Origin of the sequence: Nostoc sp. FACHB-280, assembly GCF_014697615.1 — a bacterium.
In the GTDB taxonomy this organism is placed as follows: domain Bacteria; phylum Cyanobacteriota; class Cyanobacteriia; order Cyanobacteriales; family Nostocaceae; genus Nostoc_B.
Genome location: NZ_JACJSD010000038.1, coordinates 56772 through 72556 on the forward strand (window position 1 = coordinate 56772; position 15785 = coordinate 72556).

Here is a 15785-nt window from a genome sequence, read left to right on the forward strand (position 1 = left end):
AATTACTTTTTAACTTTGATTTTGGAACTAACAAATTTGGTGGCATTGACAGCAACCGTAGCAGTTGTACTTGCTCCACCTGTAGCGATTCCTGCTGCAATTTCAGAGCCAAATGCTACTGTTTTACCTAATCCTGTCCAAACAGCTATTCCACCACCTGCGGCTAATGCAGATGCCAGGATAGGAGAAACTAACCCAACAAAAAGCAGAAATATCATCGGTTGATTTTGTTCGGAATTAGCGATAAGTTGTCCGCATAAACCAATAATCATGTTGAAGCAGAGTTTCGCCATTCCAACGGTGAAATATCCAGTTAGCCAAGCGAAAATAGGTTTTGCGCCAAAGGGGAGTAGCGAACCCCCTATTGCCAACGGGCCAAGTAGGGCAGTTAAAAGCATCGTAAATTCGATACCCCACTGGTAAGCGTTATTGAGGGCGAGGAGGATGACTGCGACAAATCCGGTAATCATCGAACCGATTGTACTGGTGATAGTATTACCAATCTTTTCGGCGATTTGACCAGGGGAGAGATTTTCGAGCGCGTCTTTAGCATCAGATAAAGCCTGAAGTGGGTTAAATTCCCAACTACCGCTATCGGGGGCTTCTCCTTTAAATAGATCGGGCGCAGAGGTTTTAAGTTCTGCTTCTGCTTGTTGCAAGCAGGTGATTGAATCTTGCGTGTTACCAGGGATTGAGCGGCATCTTTCCATTGCCGCCCCTACTTGCTGCTGGAGGGCAATATTGCCGACTGCGCGGTTGAATGCTACTTCTAGGTTGGCTCCGGCAGCAGTAAATTCCAGGATGTCATTATTAACAGTATTAATGTATCCCCGGATGGCGAGTGTTCCACTTCTGAGTAAAGTGCCATTGTTAGCTAGTAGTCCGATCACCAGAATGGGCCATATCCAACTGGAGAGAGCTTTCATATCTTCTTGATTTATCCAGTTTTTGCCTAACTCAACCATAAAAAGGGTGAGTGTAGCGATCGCAAAAAACTGACCAACTTTGCACATCGAGCCGTACAAATTGCCGTTGAGGGTTTCCTGCCAAAGTTCATTAAAACCTTCTGCTACTAATTGCGCTCCAGCTGACGCATTTTCTAAAATGTCTTGCCCAAAGAATGGGTCGGTTGCAATTACAAGATGTTCTAACATGGTCTGTATTATGTACCTGATGGAGAATTGGTCATCTCAATTGCAGAGATGACCAACTAATTAAGGTGAATTATTCACCTGCGGTAGTTTTGAGACTGCTAAACCCACTGATTTCGACATACTGAGCGCTGATACCGTCCATCATCAGGTTTTGACGGCGGCGATCGCTTGCCCCTTGTTCAGCAAGTTGAGATAGCATTAGGTTAGTTTGCTGGGCATCGTGCCGTGTTTGCAGTCCGTCAATGCGAGATTGACCCAACATTGAGACAATTTGCGAGTTTTGGGCAGCAATGACCTTGAGGATGTTTTGTGAAGCATCCATTGGTTGTGCAGATTCTGCGAGTTCTTTGGCCTCAGCTACAGTTTGTTCAGTTGCTTCTATCTCATTTTTGGTACGTTCCTGACCGACTTCCCCCAATACGCTGGCGATCGTAGCGCGGGTGGTTTCTCTCTCCAGTTCGTTAGCTGCACTGACCGCAGCTTCAACTGTGTTGCTTTCATTCCAGTTACCCTTGTTCTTGAGTTGCTCTTTGAGCTTTTCGGCTGAGTTTACTGGATCTGGCATATCCATACTGCCAGTCTGAATAGCAGTTTTAGCTTCGCCTTTCATCCCACCCCATTTATTGGTTCCTGAAGTGAGTTCCTTTTTGGTTTCCTCAAAATAGTTATTGAATTTCCCTAAAACCTTGAAGAAATCATCAATTGAAAAGGCGTAACTGGGTGCTGTACCGAGTAAAGTAACCAGACCAATTATTGACCCGATTATTACTCCTTTCTTAGTAAACTTGAATTTTGGTTTCATACTTTTCGTGGATAAAATAATCGATGTGGCAATTAAAGTTAAGCCACTTGTTTATGAGTTATTGATTCTTCTTGTTATCAATCCAGATTATTCTTAGCTTTACTTCTATAATTTATGCTGACTTTAATTGCTGATTGTTATTGTTATCCAGTAATTGTTGTGCTTCTTGGCTTAACTCATCTCCCCGAAGCATCTGTATGTAGCTTTCTGAAAATTTCACCATACCCAGCATTGGATTATCGGCATATTTATTGAGAAATAGAGTGCGTAATTCTTGCTCATTTGGGTTATTTGCTACTGCTGCAAGTAAGCAATAAGCAGGATAATACCTACAGAAAGTAAGTTTGCCGTTATCATCAAGTAACCACTGTGAATAAATACTTTCGCGTTTTGGGAAGAATGCTTCGGTACTATTGCGTGAGATAATTTCATAAGGGTATTTAAACCTGTTCACAAATGGGTCAACTGCCGATGTTTGAATCCGACCAATCAAGCGAGTTGTGATGTTAGCAAATATCTTAGAAGCAGACTTACTTTGGAAAATACTTTCTGGTTCTTGGGCAGATAAAATTACACGTATGCCTGCTTTTGCACCGTTAGCGCAGAGTCTACCAATTAACTCGGCTATGCTCTCAAAATTGAATAAAATTGGTGCTTCATCTAAGAAAAATATTGATACTTTAGATGATAAAGCTCTACGTAAGGCTGCGGAATAGGCACTCAGGGCAAGGACTGCGGCATCGGCTTCACTCCCAAGCGATCGCAGTGCGAATACAAGCAATCGAGCATCAGTTCTAAAGCTAGATGGGTTGGCGATTGATTGCCCAACTCGTGAATTTAGCCAAAACTTTAATCGCAATCTGATTTGGTCAAGAGCATCGAGAATTTCTTTACTATTATTGGTGATGGAATCGAGTTTGATAAATCCAGGCGAACAATAATTATAGAAATCTTTAAGTGTAGGAATATCTGCCCATTCAGGTGTTCCCAATCCATTTTCTAATGCTAGCTTGTACCGAAGTTTGATATCTTCATCGTTGTAAAAAGTTTCAATTGTAATTGTAATGATACTTTCAATATTTGATACTGTTGTCGGACTTACCCCTATAGGATTTGTCCCTAGTACCATTATCATTAATGTGGATTTCAAGAATTCCTTGAAATCGGTCATTCTCTCTTTAATAACTTCAGGTTCATACCCCCTTAAATCAGGTAATTCAAATAGATTATTCGATTCTTTACTAATATCGAAATACGCCCCTTCCTCTCCCATAAATTTGGTGTAGTCAGTAAACGTGCTAGTACCATCGGGTTTAGGATAATCAAGCGCAATTACGGGAATGTTTTGAGCCAAGGCAGGTGTTAATAAACCTGCTACTAAGACAGATTTACCCGCACGAGTAGTACCAAAAATGGCAAGATTTTTGTGCTGCTTGTACAAGTCAAGATGTACTGGGGTTCCTCCCTCTTCAGCAATTAGCTCAAACCCGGATTTATCTCCTGTAGCTGTTCTGACTATTGGCATGAGTCCGGGAACTTCTGATGAGAAATAGGGGAGACGACGGTTAAAGGGTCTCGTGAGTAAATTTTCCCAAACAACAGGTACACATTGTAACCATGTTTTCCAGGCATACTCGATTTCTCGATCAACTACAGCAGGTCGCAAGAAGCAGCTAGAAAGGTATTGACAAGCTTCATCAAGTTTTTGACGACTGTGACGATGGACACAAAAAACAACAGCAGTATGGATGGGGAGACTGCCTCTGAGGATAGTTTCTTGTGCCTTAACTGCCTCCTCAATGTTCATATTGGCTTTTACGTCAATTGACCCCTTCTCGGAAGACATGGCACTGGAGGTAATTGACTGTTTGGTAATCCGTTGCAGAGCAGTTTTGGCAAGTCCCTGGTTGGCTTTAGATAGCTGGCAGATAATCTCGGTGTCGGAGATTTTTTCTTTGGATATTACCTCCCAGAGGTATCGAAGCTGGGCGTATTCGTCTACCCAGCCCTGGGGCTTTTCGCTAAATTGCAGGACACCAATATACTTGTCTTGTAGTCTTACCCAGCTGCGATCGAGAAACGGGACAGATTTTTCATTCTCCAGCATCAGGTGGCGAATGTGGAAATCGCTAGTTTGAACTTCTCGAAGTCCCTCTTCATCTAATATGAGGGGATTGGGAACTTTGGGTGCATCGCTACGGTTAAATTGGCTCCAAAGAATTGACCATACTTCCTCACTTGTGACTGCTCGTACTGCTAGCCCCATCGAGTTTGTCAAAAGTTGTTCCCACCGTTGAAACCCAGAGGTAAAACTATCCCGTAAAATTGTTTCGATTCGTTCTTGCCGAACACCGTGAATTTGTCCAGTAAATTGGAACCAAGCATTTTGCAATTGTTTGATAGTTTTTTCAATTGCATCATTTGAGCGACTGTCTTCAGAAGCCAGGACACTATAGGTACACCAGAAACGTAAAAACTTATTTTTACGAGTTCCCGCTTTAGTGAGTTCTCTTGCTCGCAGACGTTCCGATCGCACTAATAAAGTTAGTTGCTCTAGGTCGCATTTATCCTCTATCTTTTTGAGTTCCTGCTGCCGGAGGAAATCATCAGTGAACGAACCAAGATGAATTGTTAAGGTTTCGCGTTCGGGAAGTTCTTTGAGTCCACCCTCAATATTTTCAAAAATCGGGAGAATCTGTTCTTCTGGTAAGGACGGGTGGACTCCTTGTACGTCGAAGCAGAACTTAATTTGAATATCTTCTTTTTTCTGGAGGATGAGTGCGCCGATATCTCTGCGACCAGCAAGCGAGATACTTGCAATCCCGGCTAAATGAGTAATATCCTCGAACGGTGTCAGATTTTTGACAACACCTAATTGTTCGGTATCGAGGGATTTTTTACCAATTTTGTCCTTTATTTTCGTTGAGGCGGTCGAACTCATAGCCTGTAGTTTCGTTCGGTGATATTTTTTACTTGAGGAACTTTATCTGCGTTTTTTCAGCTGGTGCTTTTTCTGGGATTGAGGTTGTAGAGGATTAACGAGAGAAACAAAAGGTTTATAGCCACGGGTAATGCGGGGCGTGCCGACAAACTTACCGAAGAAGGCTTTGTTGGAACTTACCGTCCACCAAGTTGCCCATCCCCAAGCAGTTACCATTCCGGTTGCCAGCCAGGAAGCTTGCATAAAACCCTTGACTACCATGTAAGAGATGAGAGCGATCGCACTCCAGGGAACAATTTGGTCGGCGGGGAATGGCCCAAGGCGTGGCTGTTCTCCTAATACGCGGTTGACAGTACGAAATTCCCGTTCTCTGGCCATTATTTACCAAAGGCAAAAGTCAGTTTTTGAAATCTTGATGAGTGGCACTTGTGGAAGTGTGCCACTCGTGGTGGCTTTTTTGACGAGTGACGTATCAGCCTGTTACCAGTCCTGCAAGCAAGTCTCCGACTACAACTGTGAGGGCAACGATAATTGGTGTACGGGCGATCGTTTGCCAATCTTCGTCGTTTCTGGCTGCTTGAACGACTCTAATAAGACCAATACCCAGGTAAATTAGGAACAAACCGCGCAGTACCGCAAATACGTACCTAATAATATCTTCATTGACACCAGTAAAGTATTCTGTGAAGAAGTCCTCTGCGTTTTGCATGAACTGGGCGTTTGCAGGTGCAGTGGCAATGTCCAACATAAATACTACACCTACCAAGCAAAACAGGACAGTATAAATATTGATGCCATACTTGCGCTGCCATTTCTCAAAGTTGGAAAGTAGCAAGTTTGCTTCCTTGGGTAGTAACGCTACGATGCCAGTTCCAAACGCGAGTGATGCCATCACCATGTGGTGGAGTGAAATATCTGCAATCATCAAGCCAGTACCAACAGCCATTAGTCCGGCGATGCTGGCGTTTTCTTTCCAGTTGCGCTTTTTGCGGCGGGTGGAAGCGGGGTATCCGTATTCTTCGTAGGAAGGAACGCGATCTGCGCTTCGCAGCAGCGCTTCGCTATCGCTGCCAAAATCAGATTCGTAGTCTGTTCTCATAAAAAGATTATTTCAGAAATTAGTGGATGAAACTTTGTAGGGGTAATTAAGGCTGAATTACTGCTTTTTACCTAAGTTTTGATTGGAGTAAATATCTGCTCCAACTTCTCACTTGTGAAATTATTTTATGGGATTAATAACCGTGAAATCATCTAAAAATTTTCTATTTTTAGACACTATGTTTTTCAGTAAATCATTCAATGAAAACTCAGACAAATTTGCTTGACAAGTTCCAACAATTAAATCAGTGATTTATTTCATAATGTTTGACCCCCGATATAGCTTATATCGGGGGTCAAACATTGATATATGAGGTAGTGTAATTACGGTTGTTTACCGCTAGGTTGTTGTGATGGATAAACTCTCTGTCAACTAATTCTGCATTATATTTGTGTTGAAATCGAGTTGGATTTTCTTACCTACTTTGAGATTGAGGGTTTTGGTACTGTTAGCAGGTAGTTCAATCACCTGGTTAACAGGATAGACTGAATCGTACTTAGGACAGGTTTTGGTTTTGCAAGGGGGAGCTGCTTCTACGATTGATTTGATAACTCCATCTCGCAGGAATATCATATCTAAAGGAATATACGTATCTTTCATCCAAAGTTTAACTTTTTCAGGTTTGTCGAGGACAAACAACATTCCGTGATTTTCAGGAATCGAATTACGAAATTTGAGACCGTGGGCATATTCTTTTCTATCGTTAGCTAATTCGAGTTGAACTGTTTGATTGTTACTGGTAAAGGTTGCGCCAATAGGTAAATACTGGGGCTGGCGAGTCCAAAAGTATAGCGGTAGGGGTGAGAGGGCAGCAGTAAAACCAGCAATTGGCCCAACAAATTTGATAAATTTGATGAATTGGTAAAATAGGCTTTTTTCTGGATTTTGTGCTTGTTTAGTTTGAATGTTGGTTTGAGCAGTTTGTCTTGTAACTTCCATAGTTTTAGCTAAATAAGGTAGTAAAGTGGTTAGAAATGGCAAGCATTATGAACTGTTGAAATGTTTTGGTTACATTTGCTTTCGTCCAAACATGATGAAACTTTGAATTGATTTATGAGGTGTGCTAGCTGAAAATATCAATGTTGCCAACAGCAAATTTGCTTTCATCGAGGGGGCTACTAGGTAAAGCTTGTTGGTCAGCTTTATTACGCATCGACTCGACTCTATCAGCTTCGCGGATGGCAAGCGGGTTAATCTGACGGCGTTCTTCTAGTAATGCCTCGATTGTTAGTTCAAGTGTGGGGAGTTGGCTTTCTAAGTAGGTATCTTCTGTTATGGTTTCGCAGAATATGCTACTAGCGGCGCGTTCTACAATTGTCTGGATTTCTGCACCTACACAGCGATTGGTGGCTTTAAGAATTCTGCGCCACTGTTCTTCACTCCAGGGGTCGCCGCCATTGCGAAAACGTTCGTCAAATCGGGCAGCGTGCAGTTTGAAGATACTATATCTTTCCCCATTATTGGGCAGGTCTACTTTAAATAAATAGTCAAACCGTCCAGCACGGGTGAGTTCGGGTGGCAGCCATTCCATGCGGTTAACTGATGCGATGACCAGTACATCTGACGTGCGTTCTTGCATCCACGTCAACAGCTGCCCAGCCAGCCGTTTGGCGAGGTCATCATCCCCGGCGAAGCCTTTATCAAAGTCGTCGAAATACAAAATTACTTGGTTGAGCCTATCTGCCAGTCGCAACAAGCGTTTGAGTTTCATTTCTGCTTGGTTGCCAAAACTTCTAAAGTTGCCCCAATCGACCATGATGAGGGAAATACCCATATTCTGGGAACAGGCTTTTGCTGAGTGTGATTTTCCCGTCCCCGGTGGCCCCACAAGCATAATTCCCTTGGGTACGCGCAGATTGTATTGTTTGGCACGCGGCGTAAGCAATCGCTTGAACTTTTTGAATGACTGCTGCATGAGTTCTAACCCACCAAGTTCGACTTTTGGTGGAGGTAAGAATTCGATGTCATACAAGCGATTGAGCAATTGAATTTTTTTTGCTAGTAGAAGCTTTGCTATCTCACTGGAATTTCCTAAGTCATGATTTTTTCTAATATCGGTTAGGCAAGAAATAATATCAGAAATATACAAACCAGCACTAGCGTTAGCAATTTCTAAATAGTCTTGTTCTGTATAAATTAAAGGAAATAAATTACTGCTAATTAAACTAGCAATTATTTCCTGTGTATCTGGTAATTCTTGACTCCAAAGGGGTATTTCTGCTGCTATTTCGCTTGCTATATCAGCATTGGCTCCTAGTAAAATGGTAGTCTTATCACTATTGTTTGTATGAAATTTTAGATTAACTAGCGACGACTTAATCCATTCTGATAGAAGAACAAATTCAGTATCTTTAGTTATGCTTTCTTGTAACCAAGGAAAAATATTCTCAACGATTAATACTCCAGTGCCAGAATAAACCCTCCAAAAATTGAGTACTTGAAAATAATCTTCTGTCTTTTGTTTGATGGAAGGTTTATAGTCAAGAAACTCTTGAAAAATAAGATTACTTTCGGTGCTGACGACTAATTCTTTAATACTGTCCTCGCTTAAATTCCATATATAGACTTTTTTACCTACTTGCTGACAGGAAGTAGTAATACGAATGAGGAAGCGGTGACGTTCTTGGAGGGGGGATTCACAGGCGATGATTGGATAATTGTCCGCAAGCAGGTCTTCTAGATACTCAAAGCTAGACTTCATCTTAGTTGCTTGTAGCGTAATCAGAAGCAATCTTATCTAGAAGAGATGCTGTACGATAACTGATAATTTTCTAATTTCTAAATCCAAAAAAATAGAAAAAAGTTGGTTTCTTTTCAGTATTTTGTTGATTGTGTAATGGTGTTGTGAATTTAGATAATTGCCAAGAGTTCTGATTTTCCAAGTTTTTCGATTTTCAGTTATGGCCAAGACACCGGAATATCCAATTGTTGTTATTCCAGAGTTAGTTCAAGAGAAAAAACAGTTTACCCCTTTAGTTTTTTCGTCTGGGCAAGGAGATGCACCAATCGGGGCAAGTGAGGGGATGTTTGAAAATGTTCTCAAACATTATTTTGGTGAAATTGTTTCTCCTCAGCAGGTGATGTTTCCACCAGGGCATCGATTACCATTTACGGCTGATTTTCTGATCATTGAACCAAATACTGGCTTACACATAGACTTGGAGGTTGATGAGCCTATCTCATTTGCGACTGGGAAGCCTACTCACTGTATTGGCGATGATGATTATAGAAACAAGTGTTTTGCCGATGCAAACTGGCTGGTTATCCGGTTTGCAGAAGAACAAGTTTCGTCTCAGCCAGAACGCTGCGCTCGATTTATTGCTGGTGCGATCGCTCAACTAACAGATAATAATACTTATCGCCAGAAGCTACTTCATGTAGAGAAAGTTACTCCTATGCGTCAGTGGTCTGCACGTCAAGCTTCCAGATTAAAGAAAAGTGATTACCGCCAAAGCTATCTTAGCGAGAGAAGGAACTAAGAATGTGAAAAAGTATTCAATAAAAATAGTATTTATAAACATGAACCAGCAGTCAATAAGACTGCTGATTGATTTACCAATTTCCTAATTTTTGATAAGTGTTTGTAACCCATTTATAACTCCCGGTTCGCCCATTTTTTCGGGAGTTAGAAGAATCCCCAGTCAACGCCAGGCGCTTCGTAAAGCCCAATCCTAAGTGGTTAGGCAAAATTAAAGTTACGGGTGAAGGCAGGGGACAGGGAACAGCATAGAGAATGCGTAATTAATTTTGTTTAGGTATTGCGATTTGGCTGAGCTTGTAAATACCGATGCGAGCTTTTTCAATCGCTACCTCATTAATATCCGCGGCAAAAATCTGGATGGGTGGTTTGATGAAGTGAAAGGAAGGGAAATTGGCATGGACTTATTAGGCGGTTGGTGGTAGAACAATTCTTTGCGCTAATCTTAGTTGCTTCAGGCTCATAATCGCCCACCAAGTCATATCAATCTCCCACCATTTCCAGCCCGCTTTTGCCACGTTGGGATAGGCATGATGGTTATTGTGCCAGCCTTCTCCATAGGTGAGAATCGCTGCCCACCACAGGTTGCGAGAATTATCATCTGAGTCATGGCTGCGGTAGCCGGTGATGTGACTTGCAGAGTTGATTAGCCAAGTGCTGTGCCAGAGTAAGACTGCTCTTACGAATAATCCATAGATAACAAATGACCAACCACCAAGTAGGTATAGCCCAACTCCGAGGGGGATTTGCAGCAGTAGAAAGTAGCGATCAAGCCAACGGTAAAATGCATCTTTTGCTAGATCTGGTGCAAACTTCCGGTTCGATTCGTACTTAAAAAACTCTGGGCGTTTGTACAGTAGCCAACCCATATGGCTCCACCAAAAACCGCGTTTTGCAGAGTAGGGATCTTTGTCAATGTCTTCAGTGTATGTATGATGTCTGCGATGCCCTGCCACCCAAAAAATCGGACCACCTTGCAACGCTAGCGAACCGATTAGGGCGATCGCGTATTCCAATCCCTTAGGAACGTGCAAACTACGGTGGGTCAGCAATCGATGATACCCTAAGCAAATGCCAATACTGCCAAATAACCAGTGAAGGAAGATTGCTACTCCTAGAGCCGACCAGGAGAAAAACCAGGGTGCTAGTAAAGCTAGCGCGTGCACCGCTGCAAAAAACGTTATACTCGTCCAATTTAATACGAGTGGCTGACCGTGAGAACGGTCAGTTTCAATCATATTCGTCATGAAAACCTTACTTATTACTTATGTGTCTCATCCTAGCCAGGTATTTTACCGCTCGTGTCCGCCTAGAGTTTGAAGTAGCTGTACTGCTAAAGTAGAGGACTACAAACAAAGTATTGGAATGTTAAGTACAATACACACTATCTTCACAACTTTAGGCTGTTTAGCGTGACGACAACTACAGCAGGTCTAACCCTCTTTTATCACTTTCGGGAGAGAATAATCTGGAATCTTTATAGCATAAGACTTTTAGCAAAAAACCATGATTTCAGCCATTGTGTTAGAAAATAAAAACTCAAATGCCCGTTCTATCTACAGTTCAAAATTTGGCTTTGATTTTTCTTTTCCCAGAGTGACAAAACAGGGTTAATCAATTCAATCAACCGAGCGTGCACTCAGGTTCGTTTGCTTCAACCCAGCCCGTTCTCCTCATATTTGCTGCTTCAATGTCTGCTCCACTGAGGTCTGCATTCTCTAGATATGCCCCATCTAAATCTGCTCCGTCTAGCTTTGCCTCCTTTAAATTAGCTCCGCTCAAATCTGCTCCCCTTAAATCTGCTCCCCTCAAATCTGTATGACTTAAATCTGCCCCATTTAAGTTTGCTCCACCTAGTTTGACACCGCTTAAGTCTGCTCCACTTAAATTAGCATTAGTCAAGTTTGCCCCACTCAAATCGACATCAATCAATTCTGCACTCATCAGGCAGACTTCAATCATGTTTGCATCAGCCAGGGTCACCTGATTCAGTTTTGCTTGACTTAGATGTGCAGCAGTCAAATCTGCCCCCCTTAAGTTTGCTTCAATCAAGTGCGCTCCATCTAAGTGCGTCCCAACCAGATTTGCATTAGTTAAACATGCATGAACCAGGTTCACGTTGCTAAAATCACGTTCTCCTGCTGCGTATCGTTTTAAAAGTTCTTGAGCATCCATATCTTTTTTCTCCTAACAACTTGTCAAACTGTGTTGTAATTGATTTTGTTACAGGTTATTATCTCAGCCTAAAGCCAGTTGCACTGCTTACAAGTCTTGAGCTGGTTGGTCATGGCGCTCGCTATGTGACGGTTGATAAACTGGCATTTATTGGTAACAGTGAGTGCAACGCTAGTAAATTCCTTCCGAATCTATATGAGGGAGCAAAATGTATGAGCAACAAGGGCAAGCAGACTTACTCAGGATAGATTACCTAGTATATATGGCTATATTTTCTTGGCTGCTTCCAGTTGGATCGTGCTCCAGCGATCAAAGAGACTTATTCAATAAAACTTGCATTTCTCTAACCTTTTTTTGTTAAAATTCGGCTGAACTTCACGGGAAAACGTAGCAATTTACCGTTGAATCCATAGATTTTCTTTGCACTTCAAGTTTAAAATCTCTCGATTTTTAATCCCTAAAGCTTTTAAGCATTTAACTATGTCTTTTTTTCAAGTGGCTGCGATCGTAATTCTGTAGCGACAAAACGGGCAAAGCTAGGTGAGACAACTAGAGGAATTAAAACAAAACAAAAGACATTTTAACCTCACGTTAATAGGAAACCGCCCACAACAGTAGCATCTCCTATTTTTTACTGCGCTGCTACATTCTTGTAAATTCTAGCTGGAAATATCAAAAAAGTAAGTGCTTCTAGCTAAAGTTTGCTACAAATGGCACAGCGTTTTCTAACTCAATTCTAGCTCTATTAGCTATGAGGATACGCCCCATCCATTCAATGCCTCTGAGCATCTGAATTGCCAAAATTTCTTCGTCACATGTTTCCATTTCTACAACAGCAAATCCTCTGTTATTACCAGTTTTCTGGTTCGTAGGTACATGAACTTGTTTAACAATTCCATATTCTAAAAATATCCGCTTGAGATCGTCTGCTTTGACCTCATCAGATAGATTCCCTACATAAACTGACATATAATACCTCCCAGATCTACTTGGGTGTAGAGATTTAGATCCGGAAAGATGTCTATGGCACAGTGTCTAATGCTTAGTCACGTAGCCGAAAATAATTCTCGTTAATTCAATCTTAGCATAAAATACTCGATCGCACTTAAAAAACTAATTCTCGCTTCGTCTGGAAATTTTCTCCAGGCTAGGTCAGCCAATATATAAACGAAAAGGTATGAAGTGAAACCTGAAGATGTAGCATGAATATCATCTTTAAGGTATAGGTGTATTAGTTTGCTGGGTTGCGATCGGATTACCTTACCCAAGCATTTAAACTAGGTTGATAATTAGAACCATTAAGCTACAAATTTTTTAGATGTTGAATTTTTTATTAGCAGTAGTTTCAATGCCAAGGAGACAGCTTTCACGGTGGATTTTTAATTTTCTCAAACTGACTTTTAACAATCAATACAAGGCTTCTACTTTTTGTCGAAAAGCGATTAAGCCGTGCTTGCCATGATGCTCTTTGAGTGCCAAGAAAATAGTATCAGATATTTCTGGCGACACAATTGTTTTGATTTCAATATTAGTGTTGTAGCCTACCATGTCTCCTAAGCGTTTGCCGTGACCACCTTCACCCTGCACTTGAACGATGGTGTAACCACTGACATTGTGGCTTTTCAGTAATTGGACAATGCTATCTTTGAGTACCGTTTCACCGATAATAGTGACCAGAACGGCGGATTGAATTGGGGTGGCTTCGCGTGACATAAGAAACTCCACTTTTGTATTCAGTTTTACTCTACACTCATTTAACCATTGGTGATATCTCGGCTCAATATCATATTAAAAGTCATGAAAATTTCATTGAATACACTTTCACCTTAGTTGGGTATTTTGCCACTGTCGTCTGTCTACAGTTATGAGTACTTGTACGATTAAGGTTGATCTGAGGACTGATGTATGTTTCTTTTATTGACTAGACTTGTCCGAAATATTAATTTAGGAAAAGAAAAATGGTAAAACGTTAAATTGAGCGCCTACCATTTTTCAGAATTAGTTATGGTTTTTGATTATATCGAGAAATATCCACACCGGACAAAACAAATTTTAGGCATTAGTTATGAACAACTGCATTCACTGTTAAGATGTGCCGAAAAGCGATACCAAGAAATTAAAGTGAAACAAGAGAGTCAAAAAATTAGAATCAATGCCTCTGGAGGAGGTCGCCCAACCAAGTTGTCAATAAGTGAGCAAGTCTGTTTATGCTTATATTATCTAAGACAAATGCCAACATTTCAAGTATTAGGAATGATGTTTGGGGTTTCCAAAACGGAGGCTAATGATACATTTCACGACTGGATACCAATTCTGAGAGATATCTTACCCTCCAGTTTATTAGAACAAGTCTCAAAGAATGAGAGCGATTTACTATTTGTTCAAGAAGTGTTAACTAATTTTAGGCTATTGGTCGATAGCCTGGAACAGCCAATATATAGACATTCTGACCAAAAATAACAACAAAAATATTTTTCTGGTAAGAAAAGACAACATACTTTGAAAAGCCAAATGATTGGTATGCCTGAAGGAAAAGATATTGTTGAGGTAGAAGTTGGCGTTCCTGGGCCAACAGCAGATATAAAATTGTTTCGTCAATCTCAGCAAAAATTTGATAAATCTCAACCTTTTTCAGGTGATAAGGGATTTCAAGGTGGCGAAAAAATCACTACGCCTCATAAAAGAAAACCGAAACGAGAACTGACTCAACAGCAAAAAGATGAAAACAAAGCTTTGTCTAGTAATCGGATATTTATTGAGCATTTAATACGTTTGCTCAAAATATTTCGGATTGATCGAGAGAGATTTCGGTTAAATCTTGAGACTTATGAGCAGGTTATATTAACAGTTTTTGGGTTGGTTAGGCTGAGAATTGGTAGTTTGATTCTGCAAACTTAGCTACTAAGAATAGTCAGGAAAATCTGAAAAAAGGGAGCCATTTTTTATGCCTCTAAACTAACAGTAACTATCTCAACCTCTTGTAATTACGTTTTGACGCATATATCAAAGTTGGGTCTCAAAGCTTTGAACAGTCTGGCTTTGGAGTTTTCGGACAAGTCTATTCTCTGGTTGTGCGATCGCCTGTTTGTAAATTTTAGCTAATTCGATTGATATGCATTAAGTTTGCTGTTTTTGTGCCCTGTGGGAAACTTCCCCAGGGACATTTATTTTTCATCTCAATGCTTATTGCCATTCCCTATCTTCAAGTTCCTTTTGAGGCAGCAATAAAGTTGCTTCAATTTCTTGCCTAATCGCAGATGTCACCTCACAATTGCTATTTAAGCAATCGAGCAATAGCTGATTAGCATCATAGTAGCGTTGCAGCACTTGCTGTTGTTGTTGACTAAATTGCCAATGGTGATTAATATTACGATAATTAACGATCGTCATTTTTAATTGTTCAATCCAAGCTGAAGAGTGTGCGTGCCACCATACCTGAAATTTTTCTTGGTTTTGATTAGGGTTCGGCAATTGCTCCTGAAGTTGTTGCAAGGATTTATGGAGTCCAGCATCCAAAACAATGCTCAGAATGTTCGAGAGAGCATCTCCACAGGCGTGAGCATAGGCAAAATCTTGGCTGCGGTCGATCGCACATTCCAGCAGCAAGTTATCTAATACGGCATCCAGAAGCATTCCCTGGTCGAGGGTGCAGGCTAGGGTAAAGTGAGAAGCTATGTGAGGATGCCGAGCCAGGGCAAGGTAAAATGCACGGGTACTCGCAACTTTTGGTGGCGACGGGGTAGTCAGAGATTTTTGGCTTGCCCAAGTCAAAAATTCTTGGAGGTAAGGGTCTTGGGCAACTAGTGCGTCAATGTGTTGCTTCATCAACTGCACCAGCCCGTCGGCACTGCGAAGCATGGCAGCTGTCAACAAGAAGATTTCGCGCCAGTGAGGGTCAGTGATGTGACTGACTAATCCTGTCAGAGCTTGTTCTAATGCCTGTAGGTTATGGCTGGCAACGATTTTTCTCGCCGTGAAGTATTCTTGAAACACCAAATAAGAGAAGGAGAAAATTCCCCGCGCCCGTTCTGTCAGTAGCCCATGTTGGGCTTCTATGGACTTGAGTACCGCTTCACTTTCTAATTGCAGTTCCTCTGGTTCCATTGCCACCTCAGAGAGATTGCGAATATAGTCAC

14 protein-coding genes and 1 pseudogene are annotated in these 15785 nt (G+C 41.4%); 3 read left to right on the plus strand and 12 right to left on the minus strand.

Features of this window, described 5'->3' with window-relative positions:
* Positions 1 to 2 precede the first annotated feature (2 nt).
* The 7 genes from H6G75_RS23850 to H6G75_RS23880 form a co-directional block, all read right to left on the minus strand.
* The gene (locus H6G75_RS23850; protein ID WP_010993862.1) at positions 3 to 1154 is read right to left on the minus strand and encodes a hypothetical protein; all 1152 of its coding nucleotides are present in this window, start codon (positions 1152 to 1154) and stop codon (positions 3 to 5) included.
* A gap of 70 nt (positions 1155 to 1224) precedes the next feature.
* A complete protein-coding gene (locus tag H6G75_RS23855) occupies positions 1225 to 1956 on the minus strand; it encodes a hypothetical protein (RefSeq protein ID WP_190970108.1) in 732 nt (243 codons plus the stop codon).
* Between the two features lie 112 nt (positions 1957 to 2068).
* Positions 2069 to 4897: a hypothetical protein gene (locus H6G75_RS23860; protein WP_190982425.1), complete on the minus strand. Its 2829-nt coding sequence runs from the start codon at positions 4895 to 4897 to the stop codon at positions 2069 to 2071.
* A gap of 42 nt (positions 4898 to 4939) precedes the next feature.
* A complete protein-coding gene (locus H6G75_RS23865; RefSeq protein WP_190982426.1) occupies positions 4940 to 5275 on the minus strand; it encodes a hypothetical protein in 336 nt (111 codons plus the stop codon).
* Between the two features lie 94 nt (positions 5276 to 5369).
* Positions 5370 to 5996 (minus strand): hypothetical protein, encoded by a 627-nt coding sequence (locus H6G75_RS23870; protein WP_190982427.1) that lies wholly within the window; start codon positions 5994 to 5996, stop codon positions 5370 to 5372.
* 372 nt (positions 5997 to 6368) lie between these two features.
* Positions 6369 to 6935, minus strand: coding sequence for a DUF192 domain-containing protein (locus tag H6G75_RS23875; RefSeq protein WP_190982428.1), 567 nt, complete (start codon positions 6933 to 6935; stop codon positions 6369 to 6371).
* Positions 6936 to 7059: 124 nt separating this feature from the next.
* Positions 7060 to 8697, minus strand: coding sequence for an ATP-binding protein (locus H6G75_RS23880; protein ID WP_190982429.1), 1638 nt, complete (start codon positions 8695 to 8697; stop codon positions 7060 to 7062).
* Between the two features lie 199 nt (positions 8698 to 8896).
* Between H6G75_RS23880 and H6G75_RS23885 the strand changes: the two genes are divergently transcribed.
* Positions 8897 to 9475, plus strand: coding sequence for a hypothetical protein (locus H6G75_RS23885; protein ID WP_190982430.1), 579 nt, complete (start codon positions 8897 to 8899; stop codon positions 9473 to 9475).
* 406 nt (positions 9476 to 9881) lie between these two features.
* Here H6G75_RS23885 and H6G75_RS23895 read toward each other — a convergent pair whose 3' ends face one another.
* The 4 genes from H6G75_RS23895 to H6G75_RS23910 all read right to left on the minus strand — a co-directional run bounded on the left by H6G75_RS23895 (position 9882) and on the right by H6G75_RS23910 (position 13362).
* On the minus strand, positions 9882 to 10712 hold the full coding sequence (locus tag H6G75_RS23895) for a fatty acid desaturase (RefSeq protein ID WP_190982437.1): 831 nt from the start codon (positions 10710 to 10712) through the stop codon (positions 9882 to 9884).
* Positions 10713 to 11097: 385 nt separating this feature from the next.
* Positions 11098 to 11649: a pentapeptide repeat-containing protein gene (locus tag H6G75_RS23900; RefSeq protein ID WP_190982432.1), complete on the minus strand. Its 552-nt coding sequence runs from the start codon at positions 11647 to 11649 to the stop codon at positions 11098 to 11100.
* Positions 11650 to 12339: 690 nt separating this feature from the next.
* A complete protein-coding gene (locus H6G75_RS23905) occupies positions 12340 to 12618 on the minus strand; it encodes an RNA-binding protein (protein WP_190982433.1) in 279 nt (92 codons plus the stop codon).
* A gap of 438 nt (positions 12619 to 13056) precedes the next feature.
* Positions 13057 to 13362: a P-II family nitrogen regulator gene (locus H6G75_RS23910; RefSeq protein ID WP_190982434.1), complete on the minus strand. Its 306-nt coding sequence runs from the start codon at positions 13360 to 13362 to the stop codon at positions 13057 to 13059.
* Between the two features lie 291 nt (positions 13363 to 13653).
* Here H6G75_RS23910 and H6G75_RS33155 point away from each other — a divergent pair, with 291 nt between their 5' ends.
* Together H6G75_RS33155 and H6G75_RS33160 are read left to right on the plus strand one after the other, a co-directional pair.
* Entirely contained in the window at positions 13654 to 14109 is a 456-nt protein-coding gene (locus tag H6G75_RS33155; protein WP_242051627.1) for a transposase family protein, read from the plus strand.
* A 15-nt stretch (positions 14110 to 14124) separates the two neighbouring features.
* A pseudogene (locus H6G75_RS33160) lies at positions 14125 to 14547 on the plus strand (transposase family protein); the annotation flags it as partial.
* A 285-nt stretch (positions 14548 to 14832) separates the two neighbouring features.
* Here H6G75_RS33160 and H6G75_RS23920 read toward each other — a convergent pair.
* The coding region (locus H6G75_RS23920) for an NACHT domain-containing protein (protein ID WP_397332614.1) at positions 14833 to 15785 on the minus strand (953 nt) is incomplete at its 5' end.

Excerpts from the sequence above, each read along its gene's own strand:
- H6G75_RS23850 (WP_010993862.1), bottom strand. The coding sequence starts at position 1,154 with ATGTTAGAACATCTTGTAATTGCAACCGACCCATTCTTTGGGCAAGAC.
- H6G75_RS23855 (WP_190970108.1), bottom strand. The coding sequence starts at position 1,956 with ATGAAACCAAAATTCAAGTTTACTAAGAAAGGAGTAATAATCGGGTCA.
- H6G75_RS23860 (WP_190982425.1), bottom strand. The coding sequence starts at position 4,897 with ATGAGTTCGACCGCCTCAACGAAAATAAAGGACAAAATTGGTAAAAAA.
- H6G75_RS23865 (WP_190982426.1), bottom strand. The coding sequence starts at position 5,275 with ATGGCCAGAGAACGGGAATTTCGTACTGTCAACCGCGTATTAGGAGAA.
- H6G75_RS23870 (WP_190982427.1), bottom strand. The coding sequence starts at position 5,996 with ATGAGAACAGACTACGAATCTGATTTTGGCAGCGATAGCGAAGCGCTG.
- H6G75_RS23875 (WP_190982428.1), bottom strand. The coding sequence starts at position 6,935 with ATGGAAGTTACAAGACAAACTGCTCAAACCAACATTCAAACTAAACAA.
- H6G75_RS23880 (WP_190982429.1), bottom strand. The coding sequence starts at position 8,697 with ATGAAGTCTAGCTTTGAGTATCTAGAAGACCTGCTTGCGGACAATTAT.
- H6G75_RS23885 (WP_190982430.1), top strand. The coding sequence starts at position 8,897 with ATGGCCAAGACACCGGAATATCCAATTGTTGTTATTCCAGAGTTAGTT.
- H6G75_RS23895 (WP_190982437.1), bottom strand. The coding sequence starts at position 10,712 with ATGATTGAAACTGACCGTTCTCACGGTCAGCCACTCGTATTAAATTGG.
- H6G75_RS23900 (WP_190982432.1), bottom strand. The coding sequence starts at position 11,649 with ATGGATGCTCAAGAACTTTTAAAACGATACGCAGCAGGAGAACGTGAT.
- H6G75_RS23905 (WP_190982433.1), bottom strand. The coding sequence starts at position 12,618 with ATGTCAGTTTATGTAGGGAATCTATCTGATGAGGTCAAAGCAGACGAT.
- H6G75_RS23910 (WP_190982434.1), bottom strand. The coding sequence starts at position 13,362 with ATGTCACGCGAAGCCACCCCAATTCAATCCGCCGTTCTGGTCACTATT.
- H6G75_RS33155 (WP_242051627.1), top strand. The coding sequence starts at position 13,654 with ATGGTTTTTGATTATATCGAGAAATATCCACACCGGACAAAACAAATT.